At 50.6% G+C, this 26,390-nt stretch carries 21 protein-coding genes and 1 pseudogene; 20 read left to right on the top strand and 2 right to left on the bottom strand.

Going from position 1 to position 26,390, the window contains the following annotated elements; genetic code table 11:
* The first annotated feature begins 2 nt into the window (after positions 1–2).
* The 5 genes from ABXS70_RS13780 to ABXS70_RS13760 all read left to right on the top strand — a co-directional run bounded on the left by ABXS70_RS13780 (position 3) and on the right by ABXS70_RS13760 (position 7,450).
* A complete protein-coding gene (locus ABXS70_RS13780) occupies positions 3–764 on the top strand; it encodes a DeoR/GlpR family DNA-binding transcription regulator (RefSeq protein WP_366296355.1) in 762 nt (253 codons plus the stop codon).
* 141 nt (positions 765–905) lie between these two features.
* Positions 906–1,634 carry a (Fe-S)-binding protein gene (locus ABXS70_RS13775; protein WP_342555700.1) on the top strand — a complete coding sequence of 243 codons (729 nt, stop codon included), beginning with the start codon at positions 906–908 and terminating at the stop codon, positions 1,632–1,634.
* Positions 1,631–3,148, top strand: coding sequence for a LutB/LldF family L-lactate oxidation iron-sulfur protein (locus ABXS70_RS13770; protein WP_366296353.1), 1,518 nt, complete (start codon positions 1,631–1,633; stop codon positions 3,146–3,148). Before ABXS70_RS13775 ends, ABXS70_RS13770 begins: the two co-directional genes overlap by 4 nt.
* A complete protein-coding gene (locus tag ABXS70_RS13765; RefSeq protein ID WP_366296351.1) occupies positions 3,138–3,863 on the top strand; it encodes an LUD domain-containing protein in 726 nt (241 codons plus the stop codon). Before ABXS70_RS13770 ends, ABXS70_RS13765 begins: the two co-directional genes overlap by 11 nt.
* 413 nt (positions 3,864–4,276) lie before the next feature.
* Positions 4,277–7,450 carry a bifunctional cytochrome P450/NADPH--P450 reductase gene (locus tag ABXS70_RS13760; protein WP_366296349.1) on the top strand — a complete coding sequence of 1,058 codons (3,174 nt, stop codon included), beginning with the start codon at positions 4,277–4,279 and terminating at the stop codon, positions 7,448–7,450.
* 179 nt (positions 7,451–7,629) lie between these two features.
* Here ABXS70_RS13760 and ABXS70_RS13755 read toward each other — a convergent pair whose 3' ends face one another.
* Both ABXS70_RS13755 and ABXS70_RS13750 read right to left on the bottom strand, forming a co-directional pair.
* Complete coding sequence (locus ABXS70_RS13755) at positions 7,630–8,055, bottom strand: hypothetical protein (RefSeq protein ID WP_342555704.1); 426 nt, start codon at positions 8,053–8,055, stop codon at positions 7,630–7,632.
* 268 nt (positions 8,056–8,323) lie between these two features.
* A complete protein-coding gene (locus tag ABXS70_RS13750) occupies positions 8,324–9,613 on the bottom strand; it encodes a Gfo/Idh/MocA family oxidoreductase (protein WP_342555705.1) in 1,290 nt (429 codons plus the stop codon).
* Between the two features lie 124 nt (positions 9,614–9,737).
* Between ABXS70_RS13750 and ABXS70_RS13745 the strand changes: the two genes are divergently transcribed.
* From ABXS70_RS13745 to ABXS70_RS13675, 15 genes and pseudogenes are all read left to right on the top strand, one after another.
* Entirely contained in the window at positions 9,738–10,619 is an 882-nt protein-coding gene (locus ABXS70_RS13745; protein WP_366296346.1) for an AraC family transcriptional regulator, read from the top strand.
* Positions 10,620–10,765: 146 nt separating this feature from the next.
* The gene (locus tag ABXS70_RS13740) at positions 10,766–11,218 is read left to right on the top strand and encodes a RidA family protein (protein WP_342555707.1); all 453 of its coding nucleotides are present in this window, start codon (positions 10,766–10,768) and stop codon (positions 11,216–11,218) included.
* Positions 11,219–11,224: 6 nt separating this feature from the next.
* Positions 11,225–11,821 carry a GNAT family N-acetyltransferase gene (locus ABXS70_RS13735; protein ID WP_366296344.1) on the top strand — a complete coding sequence of 199 codons (597 nt, stop codon included), beginning with the start codon at positions 11,225–11,227 and terminating at the stop codon, positions 11,819–11,821.
* A 184-nt stretch (positions 11,822–12,005) separates the two neighbouring features.
* The gene (locus ABXS70_RS13730) at positions 12,006–12,839 is read left to right on the top strand and encodes an aminoglycoside phosphotransferase family protein (RefSeq protein WP_342555709.1); all 834 of its coding nucleotides are present in this window, start codon (positions 12,006–12,008) and stop codon (positions 12,837–12,839) included.
* A 21-nt stretch (positions 12,840–12,860) separates the two neighbouring features.
* Positions 12,861–15,096 (top strand): annotated as a pseudogene (locus tag ABXS70_RS13725) (class I SAM-dependent methyltransferase).
* The gene (locus ABXS70_RS13720) at positions 15,093–15,689 is read left to right on the top strand and encodes a histidine phosphatase family protein (protein ID WP_342555711.1); all 597 of its coding nucleotides are present in this window, start codon (positions 15,093–15,095) and stop codon (positions 15,687–15,689) included. The pseudogene ABXS70_RS13725 and the gene ABXS70_RS13720 overlap by 4 nt, the downstream one beginning before the upstream one ends.
* 12 nt (positions 15,690–15,701) lie before the next feature.
* The gene (locus tag ABXS70_RS13715; RefSeq protein WP_342555712.1) at positions 15,702–15,887 is read left to right on the top strand and encodes a hypothetical protein; all 186 of its coding nucleotides are present in this window, start codon (positions 15,702–15,704) and stop codon (positions 15,885–15,887) included.
* On the top strand, positions 15,884–16,264 hold the full coding sequence (locus ABXS70_RS13710) for a hypothetical protein (protein WP_342555713.1): 381 nt from the start codon (positions 15,884–15,886) through the stop codon (positions 16,262–16,264). Before ABXS70_RS13715 ends, ABXS70_RS13710 begins: the two co-directional genes overlap by 4 nt.
* A 177-nt stretch (positions 16,265–16,441) precedes the next feature.
* Positions 16,442–17,431, top strand: a complete 990-nt coding sequence (locus ABXS70_RS13705; RefSeq protein WP_342555714.1) for an ABC transporter substrate-binding protein — start codon at positions 16,442–16,444, stop codon at positions 17,429–17,431.
* A 110-nt stretch (positions 17,432–17,541) separates the two neighbouring features.
* Positions 17,542–19,212, top strand: coding sequence for a helix-turn-helix domain-containing protein (locus ABXS70_RS13700; RefSeq protein WP_342555715.1), 1,671 nt, complete (start codon positions 17,542–17,544; stop codon positions 19,210–19,212).
* A gap of 782 nt (positions 19,213–19,994) precedes the next feature.
* Positions 19,995–21,296: a sugar ABC transporter substrate-binding protein gene (locus tag ABXS70_RS13695; protein ID WP_342555716.1), complete on the top strand. Its 1,302-nt coding sequence runs from the start codon at positions 19,995–19,997 to the stop codon at positions 21,294–21,296.
* Between the two features lie 136 nt (positions 21,297–21,432).
* Entirely contained in the window at positions 21,433–22,314 is an 882-nt protein-coding gene (locus tag ABXS70_RS13690; RefSeq protein WP_342555717.1) for a sugar ABC transporter permease, read from the top strand.
* Positions 22,314–23,132, top strand: a complete 819-nt coding sequence (locus ABXS70_RS13685; protein WP_342556313.1) for a carbohydrate ABC transporter permease — start codon at positions 22,314–22,316, stop codon at positions 23,130–23,132. The genes ABXS70_RS13690 and ABXS70_RS13685 overlap by 1 nt, the downstream gene beginning before the upstream one ends.
* Before the next feature lie 18 nt (positions 23,133–23,150).
* Complete coding sequence (locus ABXS70_RS13680; RefSeq protein ID WP_342555718.1) at positions 23,151–24,857, top strand: beta-N-acetylglucosaminidase domain-containing protein; 1,707 nt, start codon at positions 23,151–23,153, stop codon at positions 24,855–24,857.
* Positions 24,844–26,373 (top strand): DUF4127 family protein, encoded by a 1,530-nt coding sequence (locus tag ABXS70_RS13675; RefSeq protein ID WP_342555719.1) that lies wholly within the window; start codon positions 24,844–24,846, stop codon positions 26,371–26,373. The genes ABXS70_RS13680 and ABXS70_RS13675 overlap by 14 nt, the downstream gene beginning before the upstream one ends.
* Positions 26,374–26,390: the final 17 nt, after the last annotated feature.

Below are 26,390 nucleotides of genomic sequence, written 5' to 3'. Positions count from 1 at the left end.
ACATGCTCGCGGCAGAACGATATGACCGGATTGTAGAACTGGTGAATATCAAAGGCAGCATGCGTGTATCCGAGCTTAGTGAGCGCTGCCGGGTAACCGAGGAGACGATCCGCCGGGATCTGGATCGACTGGAGCAGGCTGGACGGCTCCGCAGATCACACGGCGGAGCCGTCAGTGTGAAGGAAGATCAGCCGGAAATCCCCTACCAGATTAGGGAGACAGCGCAGACATTAGAGAAGAAACGAATTGCTGATGCGGCCTTGGCGCTGATCGAAGCAGGAGACCGTATTTTGCTGGATGCCAGCACAACAGCAGGTTATATGGCGGCAAACATGCCGGATATCCCGCTTACCGTATTAACCAACTCGATTCAGGTCGCTGCACAGCTGAGCAGCCGGGACAAAATTGAGGTCATCTCCACCGGAGGACTGCTGGCAGCCCGTTCGTTATCCTTTGTGGGCCCGCTGGCGGAGCGTTCTCTAGAGACGTACCATGTCGACAAACTGTTCTTGTCGTGCAAAGGTGTACATCTGGAAAGCGGCGGTATCAGTGAATCGAATGAACTGCAGGCAAGATTGAAACAGAAGATGGTCGGGATAGCGGATCAGGTTATCCTGCTGGCGGATGCGAGCAAATTCGGCATTCGGGCTTTCGCTCGTGTGACGGGGCTGGATGCCGTGCACACCATGATTACGGATCAGCCATTGAATGAAGAGCAGCGTTCGTTATGCGGAACTTATGGTCTGCGGGTTCATCGGGTTTGATAAAGAGTGGAGGCCGGCCTGCAGCGAGCCATTGGAGATAAGAAAAGCGATGAATGTGCAGATATTGATGGAGTAGTGAACAGATTTTTACATGAGAAGAACATGAAGAAATACAATGTTAAATTGAGGGAGCGTGTAATCATGAAAGTCTCCTTGTTTATAACCTGCCTGAGTGATGCGATCTATCCCCGAGTGGGGGAGGCGATGGTCCGATTGCTGGCCGCTCACGGGGTTCGGCTGGAATTTCCGCAGGTGCAGACCTGCTGTGGTCAGCCCTCCTACAACAGCGGGTACTGGGATGAGACGCGAACAGCAGCCAAAACGATATTGCAGGCGTTTGATGACAGTGATTTTGTAGTCTGTCCATCAGGCTCTTGCACGTATATGATTCATCATTATCCCGAACTGTTTGCAGATGAGCCGGAATGGTTGGAAAAAGCGAAACAGCTGGAAGCCAAAGCTTACGAATTCACGCAATTTCTGGTGCAGGTGCTCGGAGTAACCGACGTTGGTGCACATTTTCCACATAAAGTAACGTACCACCCTTCCTGCCACGGCAGCCGTCTGCTTGGGGTTAAGGATGAACCGCTGGCTTTGCTGTCCCAAGTCAAAGGGCTGGAACTGGTTCCGCTGCCTCATGCCGAGGACTGCTGCGGGTTTGGAGGAACATTCGCCATCAAAATGTCCGAGATCTCCGGAGCTATGGTGACTGAGAAGGTAGATCATGTCAAAGAAACGCAGGCCGAGGTGCTCGTTGGGCTGGATATGGCCTGTCTGATGAATATTGCAGGTAATCTGCGGTATAGAAACGAACCTGTGCGGGTGATGCATCTGGCCGAACTGTTATATGAGGGGGTGCAGACAGGATGAGTCAACCTGGAGTTATGAATGAAACGGTCAAATCCCGAGCGGGTTTGGCACTAAATGATGATTTTTTGCGTAAAGCTGTGAAATTCACGACAGAACGTCTGCGGAATGGCAAGAAGACAGCCTCGGAAGAGCATGGGAATTGGGAAGAGTGGCGGGAGCGTGGGCGACAGATTCGGCTGCACACGATTGCACATCTGGATTATTATTTGAATGAATTTGTAAACCATGCCCGTGCAAACGGTGTACACATTCATTTCGCTGATACTTCAGCGGAAGCGGCGTCGATTGCGCTTGATATCGCTATGCATAAACAGGCTTCAAGCGTAGTCAAATCCAAATCTATGGTGTCGGAAGAGGTACATCTGAACCATGTGCTGGAAACGGCAGGTATTGAAACGATAGAGACGGATCTTGGTGAATATATCATACAGCTTGCGGGTGAAGCACCATCCCACATCGTTATTCCGGCGATTCACAAGAACAGATATCAGATTACTGAACTGTTATCCAAGGAAGCCGGAGAGATGCTGGAGCCCGATACGACCGTGCTGGCCGGATTTGTGCGCAGGAAGCTGCGTGAGAAATTTCTGGAGGCTGATATTGGTTTGACCGGCTGCAATTTTGCCATTGCCGAGACGGGTTCGATGGTTTTATTTGAAAATGAAGGCAATGCCCGTATGGTATCTACCGTGCCGAGAACGCAGATTACCTTGATGGGTATGGAGCGCATCATTCCATCCTGGTCTGACCTCGAAGTCATGGCAACGCTGCTGCCCCGTTCAGCCACCGGACAAAAACTCACGATGTACATGTCGGGTATTACAGGTCCTCGCCGCTCGGCAGACGCGGATGGACCGGATGAGATGCACATCATAATCGTAGACAATGGCAGGTCACTACAGCTCGGTGATCCCGAGTTCCAGGAACTGCTGAACTGTATTCGCTGCGGAGCATGCCTCAACGCGTGTCCAGTATACCGGCATATCGGGGGTCACGCGTACGGCGGAACTTACAGTGGTCCGATCGGAGCGGTGCTGACACCTGCATTAAACGGCAATATTGATGAATGGAATGATATCGCAAGCGCTTCGAGTCTCTGCGGTGCCTGTTATGAAGCGTGTCCTGTCAAAATTCCACTGCATGACATGCTTGTATATTTGCGCAGGCGTAAAGTGGAAGAAGGGCATGGGAGTAAACTCGAAACGATTGGTATGAAAGGTTTTGCAGCGGTTGCGGCAAACTCCAGGCGTTTTGCTGCTGCCATTCGGCTTGGACAGATTGGACAAAAGGCCGTTGTGAGGAACAATGGCATCTCGTTAAAGCTCGGCCCGCTAAAAGGCTGGAATTCGTACAGAGTCGCTCCAAGTCTTGCCAAAAAATCGTTCCGTCAGCAGTGGGACGGTCTGGATCAGGAGTTGAATGGGCAGCATACCGTGATGGATGCTGCAGTACGTGAGCGTATGCAGCAGCTTATTCGTAACCGCGAGAAGGGAGGCTTGAAGCATGGGAAGTGAACATCAGCAGTGGCTTGCAGCCATGGAAGAGAAGTCACGGCGCAGACAGGAGAAGTTCATGGACGATATCGCTGCCAAACTGCAGCGACCTAGACTGCGCCATGCTCCAACTCATGTTTTTCGCGGTGCCCCTGATTTCTGGCATGAGCTGGAATGGGACGAAGAGCAGCGAATTCAGGCCTTTACCGATAACTTTGTCAGTGTAGGTGCTCATATTGTAAGGGTGCAGGATTTGGGAGAAGCCGCTCAGTTCATTACCAATAAAGCGCATGAATTAAGTGCCAAATATCTGATACGCCAGAATGAGCAGGTTTTAAACGATCTGGGACTTGAGGAACAGCTTCCTGATGTACAGATTTCCGTCTGGAATAGTGCTCCCGAAGTGGACTGGAAAGCACGAGCAGCTGAAGCGGATATCGGGATTGTGATGGCGGATTATGCCACAGCTTATACAGGCTCGGTGACTGTCCTTTCTTCCCCGGAGAAAGGACGTTCGGTCAGCCTGCTGCCAACCGTGCTGGTCCTGATTATCCCGGTGGAGCGGCTGCACACCCGATTGGGTGAAACGCTGCACCGTTTTGACGAAGCGGGAAGAGAACAGCTCCCAGCCGGTATTCATTTTATTTCAGGTCCCAGCCGTTCCTCCGATATTGAGAATGATCTCACGATTGGAGTCCATGGCCCGGGCGTGGTCTACGGTGTAATTGTAGGTTAGGTTACCCGTCTCAAGCTAAGAGAAAAACGGTAAACACAGAACTGTCCTTTAAGCGTCGTTTTTCGCTGAGGGCAGTTTTATTTGGTCAGGAGGTGGGGACATCCGGTTCGAGGTCCTATGACTTTAGGACAGTTGAAGATTGGAACTGGAAATGATATGGTAAAGATAGACAAAGAGAAAAACCCATTTTTTTTGCTTAAGATTGACCGGATTACGATTGTGGTCAGTCGGTTTTGGGTATGGCATATGTACACACATCGTTGAAGCCGGGGTTGGATGAAGCCCGAGTCAACATACGATGAAGCGAGCCGAAGGGGAATTTGCAAGCGAGCTTAGATGCGAACCAGCTGACATGCTGCAGAAGTCATGATTTACATTTTTACATTTTGAGAAAAAAGAAGGAGTGAGGAACCATGCCACCTGTTTCAGTACCTCAGCCCAAAACGTACGGTCCATTAGGCAATCTGCCGCATTTGAATTTTGATGAACCGACCCAATCCCTTGTGAAGTTGGCCGACGAATATGGACCTATTTTCCGAATGGATTACCCGGGAAGAAGCGAGCTTTATATCTCAAATGAAAAGTATGTTGCCGAAGTTACAGACGAGTCTAAATTTGATAAAAGAGTATGGGCACCACTTGCGAAGGTACGTGCTTTTGCCGGGGATGGTCTCTTTACAAGTTGGACCGATGAGCCGAACTGGAAAAAGGCGCATAATGTGCTGCTCCCAAGCTTCAGCCAGCGTGCGATGCAGGGGTATCATAACATGATGGTGGACCTTGCGGTGCAGCTCGTTCAGAAATGGTCCAGACTTAATCCCGACGAAACAGTAAATGTACCGGACGATATGACTCGTCTGACGCTGGATACCATTGGTCTATGCGGATTCAACTACCGTTTTAACAGCTTCTACCGGGAAGAACCGCATCCGTTTATTACGAGCATGGTCCGGGCGCTGGATGAATCGATGAGTTCCTTACAGCGCCTGCGGCTGCAGGACAAATTGATGATCAGCAAAAAGAAACAATTTGAGCAGGACATTCGTTCGATGTTCTCCCTGGTTGATCATATTATTGCAGAGCGTAAAGCCCAGCCTCAGGAAGGGGCAGATGATCTGCTCTCTCATATGCTCACCGGCAAAGATCCGGAAACGGGCGAAACTCTTGATGACGAGAACATCCGATATCAGATTATTACATTCCTGATTGCCGGGCATGAGACGACAAGTGGTTTATTATCGTTCGCGGTATACTATCTGATGAAAAATCCGGATAAACTCGCAAAGGCTCAAGCGGAAGCCGATGAGATTCTGAAAGATCCGGTGCCATCGTACAATCAGGTTCGCCGTTTGAAATATATACGTATGGTGCTGAATGAAGCGCTGCGTTTATGGCCTACAGCGCCAGCATTCTCCTTATATGCGAAAGAAGATACGATGCTTGGTGGTCAGTATCCGCTTCAGAAAGGGGATAGTGTCAGCGTGCTCATTCCCAAGCTTCACCGTGACCGCGAGGCATGGGGCGAGGACGTTGAGGAATTCCGGCCTGAGCGGTTCGAAGATCCAAGCAAAGTACCGCATAACGCTTATAAACCGTTCGGTAACGGTCAGCGTGCATGTATCGGTCAGCAGTTTGCTCTTCAGGAAGCCACTCTGGTGCTGGGCATGGTTTTGAAACACTTTGATTTTATTGACCATACGAATTATCAGTTGAAGGTGAAGGAAACCCTGACACTCAAACCTGATCAATTTATCATTCAAGTACGCGCACGCGGAGGTCAGCCTGTGATGGCTGTGCCTGGTATCGCCGTTCAGGAGCCGCCTGCTGCCGTGAAGAAGAGTGAGCAGGAAAGTGTAGATGCACATGATACACCGATGCTTGTTCTGTATGGCTCCAATCTGGGCACGGCAGAAGGCATCGCCCGTGAAATTGCTGATACAGCAAAAGCCCAAGGTTTTCGCAGTGAAGTTGCTGCATTGGATGATCGCGTAGGCAGGCTGCCCAAGGAGGGAGCTGTCGTCATTGTCAGTGCATCCTATAATGGTCAGCCGCCAAGCAACGCCAAAGCATTCGTGGAATGGATTCAGCATGCAGATGCAGACGAGTTTAATGGAGTGAAATACACCGTACTTGGATGTGGTGATCACAACTGGGCCAGCACGTATCAGCGCATTCCGCGTTTAATTGATGAACAGCTCTCCTCAAGGGGGGCAGAGCGGCTGTCATCCCTCGGTGAATCGGATGCCAGTGGTGATTTCGAGAAGCAGGTGGAGGATTGGACCGAACAGCTGTGGCCGGATCTGGCGCGGACGCTGGAACTGAAGCTGCATACGGGCTCAACGAATGAACGCAGCGCCTTGTCTGTACAGTTTGTGAGCGGAATGGCTGTGACTCCGCTAGTCGAAACGTACGATGCGCATGCTGCTGAAGTGCTGGAGAATCGGGAGCTTCATGACGAAGGCAGTGAACGCAGTACAAGGCATCTGGAGATCAAACTGCCTGATGGTATCACGTACCGGGAAGGCGACCATCTGGGCGTACTGCCGCAAAATCCGCCAGAGCTTGTGGAGCGTGTACTTCACCGCTATGGATTCACCGGGACGGAGCATCTGGTACTGGATACATCAGGCCGAAGTGCGGCTCACCTTCCGCTGCAGCGGCCTGTTAATCTGTATGACCTGCTCAGCCACAGCGTGGAGCTGCAGGAAGCTGCGACCCGTGCGCAGCTGAGAGAGCTTGCTGCATATACGGTATGCCCTCCGCATAAGAAGGAACTTGAGGCGCTTCTGGATGAAGCGGTATATATGAAGGAAGTGCGCAGTAAACGGATATCCATGCTGGACTACCTGGAGAAATACGAAGCATGTGAACTGCCATTTGAACGTTTCCTTGAACTGCTGCCTTCATTGAAGGCGAGATACTACTCCATCTCCAGTTCACCTAGGGTGCAGGCAGCACAAGCGAGCATTACGGTAAGTGTAGTAGAGGCGCCTGCATGGAGCGGACACGGAATCTACAAAGGTATTGCATCCAATTATCTGTCCGGGCTGAAACCTGGTAACGAAGTCGTGATGTTTGTTCGCACACCGGAATCCGGTTTCCAGCTGCCCGATCGTCCAGAAGTGCCGATCATTATGGTGGGTCCCGGAACAGGCGTGGCGCCGTTCCGCGGTTTCCTGCAGGCGAGACATGTGATGAAGCAGCAGGGCGAACAGGTTGGCGAAGCTCATCTGTACTTTGGATGCCGCAATCCCGAGCATGATTATCTGTACAAAAACGAGCTTGAAGCCGCCCAAGAGGAGGGGCTTGTACAGCTTCATACGGCGTTCTCCCGAATTCAAGGGAAAGAGAAGTGTTATGTTCAGCATCGGATAAAAGAAGATGCGCAGCTGTTGATTCCTCTGCTGGAAAACGGGGCACATCTGTACATTTGCGGAGATGGAAGTAAAATGGCACCGGATGTAGAAGCCGTACTGAAGCAGGCTTATGCAGATATTCAGAGTAAAACTGCCCAAGAAGCGGATGTTTGGCTTAACCAGCTTCAGGAGCAGGGACGTTATGCCAAAGATGTCTGGACAGGCGTTTAACTCGGACAGTTCTTGTGATCGCTGCTGGGATATCTGCACTGTATTCTGCCGAACTTAAAGTAAAGCATCATGAAGCAGGCGCTTAGGCCTCTTCATCGGCAGATTGTACGGGGAGCAGGGGCAGGCTCGCGGTGAGAAGCAGAGACCATCGTTTCTCACCGCTTTCACTTTGGCTTCAACTAATAGCGGCGGGCACAGCGACGTTTCAGCTTGTAACTTTTCTTGCGAGGCCGGTAGATCGACTCCACACTGGAGAGTGGAAACAGAATTCGCGAGGGAACTCTACCTTTGCCCTGCAGTTCAATATAATCAATTCCAACACCAACCAGTCTGATACTCTTGAATGCATTTCGGGAAGGGAATGTTGTGCGAATGCCGACCCGGATGCCCCGCTGTGTTCGTGGAACGTTGAATACTCTAATGGAATTCAGGCTGAGTGGAATGAATAATTGATGATTGATTTTAACAAAATTACGGGGGAACACCTTTCGGATGCGTCCTGGCTCCAAACCGGTACGCGGGGTGTTAAGCTCAGCGAGATGTCCCTGGAATTGGGCCAAGCGCTGCTGGAGTGTTTTACCTGTGCGAAGATGCTGCCAGCTCATAAGTCATCCTCCGTTCGTCATTTATACCTAGTATATGAACGGGGCAGGGCGGAAGGTGAATACTTGGCCGCCCATGTTACGCGAGTTTGAAACGATATGAAACGTACAATCGACAGAAAGAAACGTACAATCGACAGAAAACCAGGAAAGGCATAAGATCAGAGATTTCAGGTCTCAGAGCTTATGCCTTTTTTATGTCGTGCTTTGCGGCGTGCAGCGAATTCAGAACAGAATCCATCTACCGAATTGAGAAGGTGAAAAGCAAAATTTAGAACTGGACCAGCGTATCTACCTTAACCGGAAGACCGGTTGCAATGGCACGATTGGCTGCAATACCTGTCAGAATAGAACGGGCTCCGTCCACATGATCCGCTGCACGATGGAAGGGGTCCTCAGCTGGTTCGCCGAACAGATCGTTCAGCAGCACCGGGTCGCCTCCGCCGTGACCACCTTCCTTTTCTTCCACTTCCACTTCATAAGGTGCGCCAAACATGGGAAGTACACGCAGCGTTTTGCCAATAAGGGCGCCTTCCTTGCTCTTGTCACCCAGTGAGTTCACGTAAGACTGCTCGATAATATTCATCTCGATGCGGCCTTTGGTACCGTTGATCGCGATGCGATACCCCTCCCAAGGCTGATAAGCGACCAGGGAATAGGTCAGGATGGCTTTGTTCCGGTACTTCACAAGTACACCCATCGTATCTTCGATATTGATGCCGTCCCCGAACACACTCTGATCACGCTGGTATCCGTCTTCGGTCTCGGCATCCAGATACATCGATTTTAGATGCGGATCGGAATCCAGGTGCAGGGCAAACGGATCTTCCTGTGCGAGCGGATTGCCTGTAGCACGGTTGTAAAATTGAGTAACGCCGCGATCCTCGGCATTTTCCCTACCGTAAAACATCAGATCCCCAAAAGCGAATACGGTGTCTGGTTGTGATCCAATCCAGAAGTTCACCAGATCGAAGTGATGCGTGGATTTGTGTACCAGCAAACCGCCGCTGTTGCGCTTGTCCCGATGCCAGCGGCGGAAATAATCCGCGCCGTGACGTGTGTTCAGCAGCCATTCGAAGTGCACGGAAGTGACTTTGCCAATAGTATCATTCAGAATAAGCTCGCGTATTTTGGTGTGATGCGGTGCATAGCGATAATTAAATGTTACCCGTACGTTCCGTCCGGTGCGCTTCACGGCGTCCAGAATGTCCTGACATTTCTCCTCATTTGTGGTCATCGGTTTCTCAGTAACGACATCACAGCCCAGTTCCATGGCACGAATAATATACTTATGGTGAGTCCGGTCCACGCTGGTAACAATAACATAGTCCGGCTTCTCGTTCTCAATCATCTGGTCAAACTGGTCTGCCAGGTAGGTAGGCACCTCAGCATAGTTATATTTTTCCTGCAGCAGCTTATTGGCATAATCCATACGCACCTGATTGATATCACAAAAGCCGACAAGCTCGGAAGTTTCACTGAAATCCCGGGTCAAAGCACCATAGAAAAATTCGGCACGACCGCCCGTTCCGACCAATACATAACGTTTCTTGTTACCCACGTATATCGCCTCCTTGAATATAGATCCAGCCTATAACAAGGAAGCACTTCTTTCGCCGCGTTTTATGCGTAATCGCTTTCAAATACCGCATATTTTGCTATAATTGTGAAAAGGAGAGAGGGATATGACGGAAGCACTTCGTGCGGAGTACCATGATGCAGCGGAATTATTACATATTGAATATGATCGACGAATAGGGTACTACTCTATGGCGGCTGACCATTTTCATGATCATTATGAGCTGTATTATCTGCTCTCTGGGGAACGTATTTATTTTATCAAGGATCGATCGTATCGGGTAAAAGCAGGTGATTTGGTATTCGTAGACCGCAATACGGTGCATAAAACACTGGAGAGCGGTATGCCTGACCATGAACGAATTGTGCTGTATCTGCAGCCGGAGCTGTTTGCAGCTATGGCGGTTACAAGTGATTTAGCAGCAGGTTTGATAGAGCCGTTTTGCTGGGATAATCCGATTGTGAGATTACCAATCCAAGCCGCCAAGGTGACGGAGGCAATCGTCGCCGAAATGGTGAAAGAAATGCGTCAGCCGGATGAGGGAAGCGGAATGCTGCTGCGTCATCGGGCGTTGGAGCTGCTGCTGCATACGTATCGTCATCGTCACATGGGACGGATCCACACGGATGATCCGGACCCTGTTCTGCACCCCAAAATTCAAGTTGTTGTCCGGTACCTGAATGAAAACTACCGAAATCCGCTGACGCTGCCGGAAACAGCAGGCAGATTTCGCATCAGTCCACACTATTTAAGCCGGCTCTTCAAACAGACAACAGGTTTCACCTTCAGTGATTATCTGAATTTGCTAAGAGTGAAGGAGGCGCAGCGTCTGCTGCGTGAAAGCGAGGCATCAATAACGGATATTGCTCTGCTGGCGGGATTCGGCAATTTTTCGCATTTCGGCAAAATGTTCAAACGCACGGTGCAGATGTCGCCAAGAACATATAGACAGGAGTACAATGAGCGGGACGGAGTTCACAAAATATGATATAAGAAAGAGCTGCAGGACCCAGCTTCACTCAATGAAGAACTTTCCTGTACAGAATGAAGAACTTCCCTGTTTAATGAAGAGTTTTATATAATAACAGTGAGAAGCATTTCATTTTATTGGAAAATGGAGAGGGAGTCCTGATTATGAATACAATCGAAACAAGGCTGCAGCAATTAGGAATCCAACTTCCGCAGCCCAGTGCTCCTGCTGGGAAATATGCGAATGCAGTAATTGTGAACGGAATCATGTATGTGTCAGGGAAAGGACCAAAAACGGATGAACGCGGCAAACTTGGCGTGGAATTTACGACGGAACAGGGGTATGACTTCGCCCGCAATACGGGGATTGAGGTGCTTGCTGCTGTGCGGGATGTGCTGGGTTCACTGGATCGGGTCAAGCGAGTAGTGAAAGTACAGGGGTTCATTAACGCGTCGGCTTCATATCAGAATCATCATAAGGTGCTGAATGGATTTTCGGATCTAATGATAGAGGTTTTTGGAGAAAAGGGAGTGCACGCCCGGTCTGTCTTTGGGGCCGTTTCCGTCAGAGATCAACTGCCGCTGATTATCGATTCTATTTTTCAAGTGGAGGAGTAGGTTTACATGACAGACTTATCGTCGGGATTTCGACCGATTATGCTGGATTTCCCCGAAAGTTTCCACACGGAACGTCTTACGATCCGTGCGCCACGCCCCGGAGATGGCATACAGGTTAATGAAGCGATACGGGAAAGTGCCGAGCAGCTGCGGCCGTGGCTTCCTTTTGCCGAGAACATACCTTCCATTGAAGAGTCTGAATTCAATGTTCGAAAAGCCAGAGTGCAGTTTCTGGAGCGCAGTGACCTGATGCTTCATCTGCGTGATAGAGCTTCCGATGAGTTTGTCGGCAGCAGCGGTCTGCACCGGATTGACTGGCAGGCGCGCTGCTTCGAAATCGGCTACTGGATAAGGACCTCCCGTTCGGGCGAAGGTTTGGTCACGGAAGCTGTGCGCGGCATTGAACAATTCGCCATCAAGCACCTGCAGGCCAATCGGCTTGAAATTCGCTGTGATGCCCGAAACGTACGCAGTGTGAAGGTGGCTGAACGGTCGGGATACACTCTAGAAGGGGTACTGCGCAGGATAAAGCAGGATCGCACAGGGGCAGGGGTGGATATGATGATTTTTTCCAAAGTAAGGGGCACCGAGTTCATATCATGAAAAAATCTGAAGTCAGCGGAATGATCGCTGCATACAGCTGCCCTTTCTAGTCATAAAGCAGATATTATAAAGCAGTGTACGCGTGCTGTGAGCTGCACATGGTGAGAAAAATACAAGATGACAAGATGCCAGGATTTTAATCGTGGGTTCTTAATTACGGGATTTTACTCAGGGGGATAAACCGATGGAACGGATAGGACAGGGAAGAACGGCAGAAATCTACCATTATGCAGACGATCAGATTCTAAAATTATACCGGGCAGGGTTTTCGGAAGAGGCCGTACAGAATGAGTTTTGCATCAGTGAGCTGGTACATGCGAAGGGACTGCCTGTTCCTCGTGCTGTAAAACGGATAGTTGATGCGCAGCGATCAGGGATCGTGTTCGAACGATTTGAAGGAACAACGCTGCTGTCGCTGATGATGCAGCGGCCGGAACAGCTGGAATTATTATCGCACAGAATGGCGGCGTATCATTACAGGATGCACTCTGTAAAGGATGAAGGAAGTACACTTCCTTCTCAGAAAAAGATTCTGGAGCATGCGATTCTACGTGTAAGCAGCTTTTCTGATATGGAGCAGGAACGCCTGCTGCACTGCTTGTCCGTTTTGCCCGAGCAGCGAGCAGTTTGTCACGGGGACTTTCATCCTGATAATGTGATGTTGAGCAGGGATGGCGAGCAGTATTGTATTATCGACTGGATGACGGGAATGGCGGGTGATCCTGCGGGTGATGTGGCCCGGACCTGGGTAATATTAAAGAGCGGCAAGCTCCCGGACGATGCGGAACCTGCGATCCTTGAAGGGTTTGAACGGGCTCGAAGTCTGATGGTGGAGCATTATATAGAGCATTACACCGCTCTTTCCGGCATCACCCGTGAACAGATCGAGTCTTGGGTACTGCCTGCAGCCGCAGCACGGCTGGATGAAAGCCTGCCGGATGCGGAAGCGGAGGAGCTGCTTCAATATGTGCGGGACCGACTCCGCCAGCTGAATGAAACGATATCCATAACATCATGAGATAAAGAGGGGGAAGGGTCCATGCTGCAGGCGCTGAAAGCGATCCAAAGCTATCAATCAGGAGATTCACAACAGTCGTTACAAAACAAGCCGAAGTGGCTTCAGCTCCTGGCGGCGGCTGAGAAGCCGCGTATTAATCTGGAACGCATTCACTCGATCGCCGAGCTTCAGAATACCAATGCGGTATTGGACTACACCGAGCGTACGCTTCAAGTTCTGGATGGACTTCAGCTTTCATTCTGGATGCGTGAGCTGCTGGAAGTTGTACTGGCCTGGTCGGAAACGGCAAAAGGGGGTTCTCCAGAACAGCGCAGAGCGTGGCAGCATCAGGGCATTAATTTATTCGTACATAATATCGGCTCGGCGCAGCTGTATGACCTGTATACAGCCGAAACACGCGGAGACGAACTCGCGCGAGTGCCGGAATCACAGGTGCAGGCAGCATCTGAGATGCAGGTGTCTTCTCAGGGACAGGATACCGCATCCGCTGAAATTGTATCGCCAAGCCATGAGATCACTCGTATTTTAATTTCAACACACGGACTGATCGGACAATATATTCGCGGGGAAATTCCGTTTGCGGAGAATGCACCGCTTCAGTCTTTAATGACCGAAGGCTGGATTACCAGGAGCGAACTTCGCAACCTGCTGATGGCTTTGAATGAATGCATCATCTCAGCCGTTGATCCCGGGCTTTGGAAACAAATTCAGCTTGAAGTGGAGCAGATTGTAGATTGGATCGTGGAAGGGGTAGAACATACGGATTGGAGCGTGAAAGAACGATTAGCTCGTCTGAGAAGCAGTTCGATCCGGCAGGGTGAGGCTCTGGATGAAACATATGCCAAGCTTGAACAGCAGTTCCCGTTGCAGCAGCAGCTGGCTCCTCTTGCTTCACGCACGTTGTGGTATGTTGAGTCAGCCATGAAGGATTTTTCGCTGGAAGAGATGGTGAAAGTATTTTTGCTTGCCCTACACAGCGAAGGATGGAATGCAGTGAGCGTGGAAAATAAATATCCTGCTGGGATGTCTTCCTTTACGAATATACGTCATATCAGCTTCGAGCCTTTGATGAACACGATGTATTACGACTACAAGGGTGTCAAAAAACTGAATATTTATAAGAAGCGTATGATCGAAAAATATTTGGAACAGTATGGCTGGGAACAGGTTATTGCGGGTGAACGGCTGCCTTATCCCCACCTTGAACATCGTATCGAGCGATATCCCGATCTGCCGGATACGTTATTTATAACCTTTGAATTCTCGCCTGCGGCCGAGAAACTGATTGCCTTTTGTATTGAAGCAGAGAAATCTCCGCTATATGAGCAGGCTGTACTTCTGTTATTTGATCTGTTTGGTCTGCGCCGGGATGCTTATGACCGATTCCACAACGAAGAGACATATCTCTCGGATATGAACAGTTCAGGGGATTATAAAAAAGTGCTTCTGGACTATATTGTCGGCAGACGTGTGCTTGACATTGGTCCGGGGGGCGGTGTGCTGCTGGATCTGATTGAGCAGGAGAAACCGGAAGTTGAAGCGATTGGTATCGATATTTCGACCAATGTGATTGAAGCGCTGGAACGCAAAAAACAGCGGGAATCTCATCGCTGGCATGTAATGAAAGGGGATGCGTCTGGAGCTGAAAGAGGAGGTAAAGCCGGGCTCCGTGGATACGGTTATATTTTCCTCCATTCTGCACGAGCTGTACTCTTATATCGAGCGGGATGGACGCAGATTCAATACAGATACGGTGGCGGCGGCGCTTCAGAGCGCTTTCCAGGTGCTTTCCCCCGGCGGACGAATCCTTATACGGGATGGCATTATGAGCGAACCGGAGACGCAGAAGCGTCGAATTCGGTTCCTTGAGCCGGACGGTATGCGCTGGCTGGAACGTTATGCCGCAGATTTCAAAGGCCGTGAGATTACGTTTGAACGTCTTTCGGACCAGGAAGTACTGATGCCTATTAATGACGCGATGGAGTTTCTTTATACCTATACATGGGGTGAAGAAGCCTATGTGCACGAGATTCAGGAGCAGTTTGGCATATTTACACCGAAAGCCTATGAGCAGTGTATACGTGAAACGCTGGGCCGGCAGGCGGAAATCATCATGCTGCGCCATTTCCTGCAGGAAGGTTATACCGAAGCGCTGGCAGAACGTGTCCTTTTCATGGATGAAAACGGTGAACCTGTGTCCCTGCCTGACAGTACCTGTCTGATTGTGATTGAGAAGAAGGGAAGGGTGGAGGAATGAGCACAGCAGCTCATACAAGTTTGTATTTGGTAAGACATGCGGAATCCAGGTTCATCGAAGGACGGGAACGCGAGCGTGGACTAACGGAGCAGGGATATCTGGATGCGGAGAAAATCGCCCAGCAGTTATATTCGGAGGATATGGATGTGTTCTACTCCAGCCCGTATGTCAGAGCTGTGCATACGATTCAAGCTTTGGCTGATCTAAGCGGAAAGCCTGTCATGACCGAGGAAGATTTACGTGAACGTGCCCTGTCAGGCCCCCATGTCCAACATGAACATTTTCATGTAGCCAAACGCCAGCTCTATCGTGACCCCTCTTTCGCTTTTCCAGGTGGGGAGTCTGGTTATCAGGCTCAGGCCAGAGCCATTCACATCCTTCAACAAATTTTACACAAGCACTCAGGTGAAAAAATCGTGATTGGCACACATGGGGATGTGATGACACTGATTCTGCAGCATTATGATCCGGCATACGGTTTTGAGTTCTGGGAGAGCACCACCATGCCCGATATATACAGAATGGATTTGGATACAGGTAACCATATGCTGCAGATTACAAGACTGTGGAATGAGGCGGAGCAGGAGGTATAGCAAATAGAGGGAATGGAGATCCACAGACACGATGCTCTGGCCGATTGCGGCATCATTGCCCGAATTTTTGAATGTGTACTTGAGGAATACGAGGAACGGGGACTGGATCATTTCACAGCCGTTTCTAACAAGCGGATGAAACGTTTTGTAATCCCTGATATGTATTTGAAGAAGGACAAAGAAGGAGTGACATCATGAGCAGAAGTGATGTGAACACATGGCTGAAAGAGCTGCAGGATGGACGTCTGATTCATGATCAACATTTCGAAGGACTGGATATCGAGGCGTATCTGGATAAGCGTGATGAAGCTCCATTTGCAGATGAGTGGATGCAGGCGTATGAACGATATGCCGGGGAACCCGCAGCTGCCGAAGATGAAGTGCTGCGGCAGATCAGGGAGACTGCATTCAAACAAACGATATCCTTGACAGGAGACCCGGAGATAGCCGGTTATGTCAGCGATGATTTTGGACTGATCGGCCATTTTTTGCTTCAGGAAGAAGTAATAGAGGACACTTTTGTGCATCAATTACTGGAGAGTTATCGTCAAGGAACACTGCCCCTGCGTTCATAGCGGGGGTTGTTTGGTTCATGGTGCTTCGTTTGTATAAAAAAGAGGCTTCAAATGTGTATTGTGAGCCCAGGTCCATATCATGTACAATTCACCTAAAGAGTTATTTGAGAATGATTATCATTATAAATTGAAGTGTTCTCATGATGACATCTACAGATTACATATAGGGGGAAGCGTATGATGGCAAGACGGAGTAAAGGGTTTCAAGGGTGCTTAGTGCTGCTGTTACTCATTATCATGGTGGTATCGGGCTGCAGTGCAAAACCGGGAGCGTCAGCACAACAGGGAGATGCGGAGAAGAACACCGATGTCGAAACGGGATCATCGAAAGCCGAGACACGTGTCGTTCAGGATGAGTATGGAGAAGTGACAATACCTGTTCATCCGCAGCGGATTGCGGGTGTATATGTCGAGGATTATTTAAAAGCTCTGGATATTAAACCCGTTGTGCAGTGGTACCATCCCACGTGGGGAGTACAGGACTATTTGAATCTCGACGTACCGAAGTTTGATATTACGGGCAGCACCGAGGCTCTCCTGCAGTACAATCCGGATCTGATTATTGTGGATGGTGGAGTAGATGCTGCGCTGTACGAACAATACAGCAAAGTGGCACCAACCTACCGTCTACCGGAAAGCGTTCTTCAGGACTCCAATCAGGTGTTGACTACGGTTGCCGATGTTGTAGGTCAGCCGGAAAAGGGTGCTGCGTTTGAAGAACAGTTTAAACAAAAAATTGCTGATGCAAAATCCAGATTACAGCAGACCATTGGGAATGAAACGGTGGCGGTTGTGAGGTTAAACGTTGCTGAAAAAGGATTGGCTTTGTTTGGGCTTAACAACCGATATACGGGTTTTATCTACGCTGAACTTGGGCTGACACCGCATCCCCTGGCACGTGATATGAAAGAATATCAAGAGATATTGTCTGAAGAGGCCATTCCGAGTCTGGATGCCGACCACATTATCGTGTTTCCATCCAACGGAACGTGGGATTCCAAGGAAAATCAGGAGGCTGTTCGGATGCTGGACGGAAAACTGTGGCAGTCACTTCCTGCGGTCAAAAATAAACATGTATACATGATGGAAAGATCCCACTGGCAGTCCGGCGGAGTCGTCGCGAATTCAATGAAAATAGATGATTTGCTCGAAAAGATGACGCCATAAGGTGCTGTTCAAATCGAGAAAGTTCTTCAGCCCAGCTTGAAGAGCTTTCTTTTTTCGTTTACACTGAATCTAAATGATAACTATTCTCATATAAGGAAGATGGATGGACAATGTATGCTTCAATACTGCAGATGATCACCAAGCCGTGGCTCTGTTCCTTACAAGGGATAACATATGTCGATGATCCGTTGGAAACAGGTTCAACGAATCCTGCCAAGCGGAAGAATGCTTATACATTCATCATTGTGGTGAAGGGGAAGGGTGTATTGGAGTATTCTAATGGCAAAACAAGTGTGGAACCCGGTTCCATATGTTTGGTTCGGGCGGATGTCTCTTTTTCTGTAACCGCTGATGGCGGGGAAGGAGAGGCGTTGAAGTTTTACACAATGAGTATGGCGGATAGGGCTTCTATGGCGTCTGACCGCATGGTGATGGGTTCAAGGCCTACACCAGATCGTTTGGAACAGCAGATGAATGAAAGTAAGCTTAAGTTGGAGGACGCTGTGTCGGTACTTGAATTTACGTATACGCCTTGGAGTGAATGTTTGGAGTGTATGGAGCATCTGTATCGGCAGCGGGATGTCACAGACCTGTATGAAACATGGGATGTACAGATGCGATTCCAGCAGTGGTTTCAAAGTATCATTCGTCAAAATGATCCTGAGCTGCAGCTGCACAACGACCGCACTCGGCTTCGGCAATCTATACATTATATTGATGTTCACTATGATCAAGTGTCTACAGTGGATGAGTTGGCATTAAGAGCCGGCCTGTCCAGAACAAGTTACACAAGGCATTTCAAGCGATTAACAGGACAGCTTCCACTGGATTATGTGAACACGGTTCGACTAGAGAGGTCAAAGCAGCTTTTGCAATTAACGGATGACCGTCTGCATGATATTGCGAGTCATGTAGGTTTCAGCAATGAATATTATTTCAGCCGGCGTTTCAAACAATATGCTGGCATTACACCCGGCGTGTATCGTCGTCATCATCGACAGGAGGTCCGGGTGTTTGCTCCTTATCTGGAGGATTTCCTTCTGGCACTGGGAGTCAAGCCGGTACTGCAGGGTTCACATCATGCCTGGGGAAGACAGCATTACCTGCAGCTGGACGATGTCCCCGAATTCGATGTCAGTCAGCATGATGCCGAGTTTCAGACGGATCGTGTACCTGAATTCATCATGCTGGACATGGGATACAAGACATGGAATCTGGATCGGTTTGAGCAGGTTGCGCCCGTATATTATGTGAAGCAGAACGGAGAAGACTGGCGTGCTATTTTGAAGTCGGCCGCAGATGTGCTTGGCAGAACCAATCGGGTGAAGGAAGTGATTGACATGTACGAAGACAAAGCTGGCGAGGCCAGAAGGAACCTGCATGGCCGTGTACGGCAGCAAACGGTTGCTTTTCTTCGGATCTCAGCCTCGGGGATTACGCTTTATGGCGATCAGTGCGGTTATGTAGGGCCAGTTATCTACCGGGATCTCGGTCTTAACCCGCATCACTATGTACAGAAGTGGACGCATCGTGAGCGAAGAGTCAGCATTGGACTGGAGCAGTTAAGTCAGCTTGATGCGGACCATCTGCTGATCACTTTTGATACCCGTGAATCCTTAACCGCTGGAGCAGAACGTCAACTGCTGGACAGAAAAGAATGGAAGCAGCTCTCTGCTGTGAAGTACGGCTGCGTGTATGAGGTTGACTTTATGACTTGGATGAACTACGGGGTGATTTCTCATGGCAAGAAAATCGACGATATCCTGCGGTTTATCGGATAGACTATGCCAAGATTACTGGGGGATGTGATTTTGGAAAGTCCCGAAAAAACACATACTCTGCAAAATCACAACCGACATGCACTTGAGAATTGTAGTCGATCTAATCGTTTCTTTCATTTTGTTGGTCACATGAGTTCAAATTTATTAAGCGTACTTTTCGCGTCGTCATGTCCGACTCGTTCCACCTCAGCTTCATCTACCATTCATACGTATGCATGACGAACCATCAGCATTTGATTGCTGATGGTTTTTTTATCGTTTATTAAGAACGTAAGTTTTCATTTCTTGATAACAAGCAGGTGCTGCTGCTCAATAAGCACATGCTGAGGCTCGTATCTAAAAACTCTGATTTGCCCGGAGACGTATCTGGTGCAGACGGAGTTTTTTGCTGTTCATTCAATCATTGAATCGTCTGATGAAAATCAGCAATATGGTGAATCAACGAGATGCGAAAAATCGAAAACAATGCGCCGGCGGGAGCGAGTGCGCATGGTCCGAATGTATGCTGCCAGAAAGCAGGCATCCGGGGAAAAAGGGAGACAACGCTGAGAAGCGGCATAAGAAAGCTGCGTTATTTTCTGTATTTTTCACCCTTTAGCGAAATTGCTGCGGTAAAATCTACCGCAATAAAGAAAAAATATTCCTCTTTTTAATTTATTTTAGAAAAAATACTTTATTTTGATGTAAATTCTGCTATACTCATTGCGAAGAGGAGCAGCAAGTCAGGAATACTGACGCGGGAAGAGCGCTCACCTTACACTTATACTAAGGGGGAATGTTGTGTGAGAACGAACAGGAAGGGCTTTATGGCAGCGCTGCTGACGATGTTTATGCTGCTTGCGGCTTGTGGAGGGAACGGCAATACCCAGGGTGCAGCGGATACAGTAAGCAACGGGCAGTCAACGGCTGCTGCGAAGGACGTGACTCTCGAATTCTGGACGATTGCACTTCAGCCTACGTTCAATGATTACTTCAATGATCTGATCGCCAAGTATGAGGAGAACCACCCGGGAGTGAAGGTCGAGTGGAAGGATTATCCGTATGATGCCATCTCGCAGCGCCTGTTGACCAGTACGGCCAGCGACAAGAGTCCCGATGTCGTAAATCTGAACACCGAGTTCGCCAGCCAGTTAGGCAGCAAGGGGGCACTGCTGAATCTGGGTGAGTATCTGACGGATGAACAAGCGAAGAGTTATTTTGAGGGAATCTATAATTCTACGGTGCTCGGCGGCAAAGCTTATGCGCTTCCTTGGTATACAGGCACCGAGGTACTGTTCATGAACAAGAAGCTGGTGGAAAAAGCCGGTCTCGACCCCGCGAACCCGCCGCAGACCCGAGAGGAGTTGGTAGAGTGGGCCCGTCAGGTTCATGAGAAGACCGGAGCAGCCGGGTATGCCCAGCAGTTGGTCTCCAAGTTGTTCCCGATCGATGGCATTCCGATTCTGAATGAAGACAAGACAGCCGCCGCGTTCAATACGCCGGAAGCCGAAGCGATGATTTCCCAGATGCGTGATCTGATGAAGGAAGGCGTGGTGCTCAAGGAGGACGCGGATTTCAGCAAGCAGATCCAATATTTCTCCGGTGAGCAGACAGCCTTCCAGTTATCCGGACCGACCTTCATTAACTTCATTAAAACCTCCGCGCCGGATGTCTACAAGAACACCATTGCGGTCCCGCTGCCGACAGGCAAGGCAAATCTGCGTCTCTCCAACTCCATGAATCTGGTCGTGCCCCAGAAGTCGAAGAACCCGAAGGAAGCCGTGGAGTTCGCCGCCTTCATTACGAACGCCGAGAACCAGACGGCTTTCTCCAAAGTCGCTAATACACTGCCGTCAAGCCGGACTTCAATTCAGGACCCGTTCTTCACCGATTCGGACGGCTCACTGGAAGCTGAAGCGAAGGTGGCATCCTCGCAGAGTCTGGATAAGGCTACTGATTACATGGTCGGTGTGCCAAGCGCTTCGGATATCAACGCTGCGCTGACGCGGGGACTGCAGGAGATTCTGATGAACGGCGCAGATATCAAAGAGACGCTGAACAAGGTAGAGAAGGAAATTAACAACATCATAAGTCAGGGTTCCTAAGCTGCTTAAGCATAGCTGGATGAGGGATTCCCCTCAAAAAAATAATACGTTTGGGGTCGCCGCAAAGTGTGTGAGTAAACATCTAAGCTAAAGACATACTTTGTGAGGTTATTTGAAGGAGAGGGAGGTGCAGCGGATGTATAAAGGAATTCGGTCCGAGACGTTTACGGCTTGGGCTTTTATGGCACCGGGCCTGCTGTTTCTGGCGGTGTTTACCTTTTGGCCGATTATATACGGAATACCGCTCTCATTAACGGATTATTCGGTCATTACCGAGACGCATTACGTGGGTCTGGATAATTTCGCCCGGGCCTTCCAAGATTCTAATTTCCTGATTTCACTATGGAACTCACTTGTGTACGTGCTGATTGTACCTGTCATCCAGATCCTCTCAATCCTGATGGCGATTCTGGTAAACAGTAAAATTCCGGGGGTCAAAATGTTCCGGGCCGCCTACTACATCCCGGTTGTAACGTCCATGGTAGCAGTGGCGCTGATCTGGAGCTGGCTGCTTGGCAATAACGGAGTGGTCAATTATCTGCTGTTGAAGGTAGGAATTCTCAGTGAGCAGGTCTCCTGGCTCTCGACCAGCAGCACAGCGCTGTATGTCCTGATGTTCATTACGATGTGGAAGGGCCTCGGTTATTACATGATGCTCTACCTGGCCGGGCTTCAAGGTATTCCAACTGACCTGTATGAGGCTGCCAGAGTAGACGGAGCCGGGCCGGTTAGGCTGATTGTGCATGTGACGCTGCCGCTGCTGCGCCCGCATATTCTGTTCTGCACGCTGATCTCGGTCATGGGGGCAATCCGGGTATTTGATGAGGTCTACATACTGACCAAGGGCGGACCGGGGACGTCCACGCTGACCTCAAGCGTCTATATTTTTCAAAAAGGGTTGGAGCAGTTCAATTTCGGCTATGCCTCAGCGCTCGGGCTGATCGTCAGTGTGCTGGTGGGGGCGCTTAGCTTACTCGTATTCCGGCTCAACCGAAGAGGCGGGGTGAATTCCTATTGATGCCGCGCAGTTTACGTTATCTGATTAATTACGTTTTGCTGATACTGCTCGCCCTGTTCATGATGGGGCCGTTCTTATGGCTTCTCAGCGTATCGCTAATGCCGGGGCGCAACGTGTTTGCGAATCCGCCGGCCATTCTGCCGACCTTCATCGATTTCGAGAACTATGTGCAGGTGTGGAACTTCATGGATTTCCCGCGTTACATTCTGAATACGGTCGTCATTACGCTGCTCGGAGTCGCCTTCAATATCTTGCTGTCCTGTCTGACCGCATACCCGCTGGCCGTCTTTCGGTTCAAGGGCCGGAATCTGGTGTTCACGCTGCTGATCTCGACCATGATTATTCCGTCGGCTACCGCTATGATTGTGCATTATTTGACGATTCAGGCTTTTGGGCTGGGCAATACCTTCCTGGGTGTGGTTCTTCCAGCAGCGGTGTCGGTGTTCAATATCTTCCTGATGCGGCAGACGTTCCTGGGCATTCCTGCCGACATCCGGGATTCGGGTAAAATGGACGGGGCATCCGAGCTGCGGATCTTTATCCAACTGGTGATGCCGCTCGTCAAGCCGGGGATTGCCGTCATCGGGCTGCTGGAGGTCATGGCGTTCTGGAACAACTTCCTGTGGCCGATTGTTGTCCTGGACGACCCGCAGAAGTATCCGCTCGCCGCGGCGCTGACTTATCTGAACGGGCAATTCTCTTATAACTTCGGCTGGATTGCCGCCGGGACGATGATTTCGGTGCTTCCGATCATCATCGTGTTCCTGTTCACACAGAAGTATTATATGGAAGGAATTGCCGGAGCAATTAAAGGGTAACTAAGGGGGAACAACTTAATGGGAATTTCGTTACGGGACTGCCAGTATCTGTTCCGCGACTATTATACGCAAGGCAAAGAGTTGATTGTGGAGGGTCCGCAGCTGCGCTGCGAGCTGGCTTCCCGGTATGCGATGAATCAGGACGTCCACGGGCTGCATGAGGAAGGCGGCATCGTAATTCTGGAGCCTGCCGGTCCGGGTGCAGCTGCCGCCGACAAGGGGAATGCACAGCTGATGCTGGAGTACGACGACGGGCTTGCTGCAGACGGCTACCGCCTTGTCATTGGAGAGGATGCGAAGCTAGTCATTGCTGCATCGGACCGACGGGGGCTAAAATACGGTCTGGATGCGCTGAAGCGGCTGCTTACTGTGGAGGAGGACTGCTGCCGCCTGCCGGTGGTTACAGTGGAGGATGAGCCTTCTTTTGCGGTGAGGGGCATTATTGAAGGATTCTATGGTGTACCATGGAGCTTCGCAGACCGTATGGATTCGGTCAGATACATCAGTGAACACCGGATGAACGCCTTCATGTACGCGCCGAAGGATGATCTCTATCACCGGAAGCTGTGGCGTGAGCCGTACCCGGACGATGTGTTCGACAAGATTCATGACCTGAAGCAGGAATGCGACAAACATCTGGTAGATTTCTACTATTGTATCAGCCCGGGCAATGATCTGGAATTCCGCAGCCGGGAGGACTTCGCGAAGCTGGAGGAGAAACTTGCTGCGATGATCACGATAGGGGTGCGGCATTTCGCGCTTCTGATGGATGACATTGATTATGTGCTAAAGGGGGATAACAAGCAGTTCCTGGAGCGCTCCGGAGCAGCCCATGCCTATGTGGCGAACCGGGTCTATAATTACTTAGCCGGATGTCTGCCGCACTTCACCCTGGCGATGTGTCCTTCAGAGTACTGGTCGTATTGGAATACGGAGTACAAGAAGGATATCCGAGAGCAGCTTCATCCCGCAGTCAAAGTCTTCTGGACCGGCTACTTCGTCTTCGCCCCGGAGATCGGTCGCAAACATGCGGCGGATAACTTCAATTATTATGGTCATGAGCTGTGGCTGTGGGACAATATTCCGGTAAATGACTGCGACAAGGACCGGCTGTTCCTTGACCCGGTGCGCGGGCGCAGCTCCCGGCTTGGCCAGCTCGGACATACAGCTGTCGTGGCTAATCCCATGAACCAGTGGGAATGCTCCAAAATTACGCTCACCACCATGTCCCACTATATGTGGAACAGCGAGCGCTATATGCCGGAGCTGTCCTGGGAGCTGTCCGTGCGTGAATTCTCCGGGGAACTGGCGGATGAAATGCTGTTCTTCTGCCGCCAGAATCTGAACAGCCGCCTGTACTCCGGTGGTTACCCGGAGCTGGACGATGCGCTGGCGGAGCGCGATCTCGAGCGGCTGGATGCTTATTTCAGCCGGCTGGAGCAGACGGTCATGCGTCTTGGCGAATTAGACAATGCCAGGTTCGGCGAAGAAGCAGGGCCATGGCTGCGCCGGGCTATCGCAGATTCAGCGCTCTGGAGGGCGGTCCGCAGGCAGTTGGAGGACCCGCTGGAGCCGCAGGCTGCAGCAGAAGTCCATGAATGCCTGGAGGCCTGCCGCAGCTATGGCGTACGGCTTGGCAGTGATCCGGCCGTCCGCGCGGCTAAGGCGCTGGGGATCGAACTGCCGGAGGAGACAAAGGAGGAGAACGGACATGACGAAGCCTAGGAAATTGATCTTGGTCCCGCTGGATGAGCGGCCCTGCAATTATGAATTCCCTTATCTGCTGGCCCAGGGAACAGATTATATAGTGGAGCGCCCGCCTGCCGTAATCATGGGGCTGAAGAAGCGACCAGGTGATGTAGAACAGTTGTGGTCCTGGTTCGAGGCTGCCTGTGAAGGAGCGGACAGCGCAGTAGTCGCGCTGGATACGCTGCTCTACGGCGGGATCATTCCGTCAAGGCTGCATGGACTGAAGCCCGATGAACTGGACGCCCGTCTGGAGCAGCTGCGGGAGATCAAGCGGCGCTATCCGCAGCTTAAGCTGTATGCGTTCCAGCTGATTATGCGCTGTCCGCAGTATTCTCTATCAGACGAGGAGCCGGATTATTATGCCCACTGGGGCCGGGAGATCTTCCGCAAAGGCTTTATCGGCCACCGGCTGGAGCTTGGAATTGCCACCGACGAGGAAATCCGTGAGCTGGCCGATATTGATCAGCGGCTCCCGGCCGCAGTGCTGCAGGATTATCTCGGCCGCAGAGCCGTTAATATTGAAGCCAACAAGCAAGCGCTGGAACTGGTCCGGGACGGAGTGATTGACTTCATGATTGTGCCGCAAGATGACTCGGCTCCATACGGGCATACCGCCAAAGATCAAGAGAAGGTACGGGCGCGGATCATGGCGCTTGATCTGGAGCTTAAGGTGTATATGTATCCGGGAGCAGATGAGGTGGGCTGTACGCTGCTTGCCCGGATGTTGAACATGGCCGAAGGGCGGAGGCCGCTGATCTACCCGCGTTTGTCCGCTGTGCAGGGTGCATTCGTGACGCCGCTGTTCGAGGACCGTTTCTTCTATGAGACGCTGAAGTATCAGATTCTGGCCGCAGGCGGGCTGATCGCGTCCAGCGCTGCAGAGGCGGATCTGGTCCTGCTGATCAGCACACCGGGCGAGACGATGGCGGAGGCGGTATCGCAGCATCATGCTTATTTCAGCTATGATATACACCGGAACCTGATGGAACTGGTGGAATATGGTGCATACTTGCTGCGGCACAAGAAGATTCCGGTAGCTGTAGCCGATGTCGGCTATGCCAATGGAGGCGACCAGAAGCTGGTCAAAATGCTGCGTCAGAAGAACATACTGTTCGACCTGGCCGGTTACGCTGGCTGGAACACAAGCTCGAACTCACTCGGAACCGTCATCTCCCAAGCGGTGATCTATCTGCAATGCGGTCGGACACAGGCGCATCTGGATTTTCTGGCACTCCGATACGCGGAGGATGTCTGCTACTGCTCGGTTGTGCGGGGAGAGCTTAGTGAGGGCCCCGTGCAGGAGATGGGTTACGGCAAATATGAGCTTGACGGGCCGCGCGGCCGTGTGGCTGCCCGTGTACAGGAAAGGTTGAGCGAGGAATTGGCGCTGCGGATCGACAGTCCGGAGGGAAGCATAAAGATTACCGACTGCTATATGCCGTGGAACCGGATGTTTGAGGTGGGCTTATCTGTACAGTATGTGTCCGGTTGAAGCAGACTGATTATAAT

The sequence above is a fragment of the Paenibacillus sp. AN1007 genome (assembly GCF_040702995.1).
Taxonomy (GTDB): domain Bacteria; phylum Bacillota; class Bacilli; order Paenibacillales; family Paenibacillaceae; genus Paenibacillus.
The sequence above is the reverse complement of the archived record's forward strand: the minus strand, read 5'-3'. Positions and strand labels throughout refer to the sequence as shown.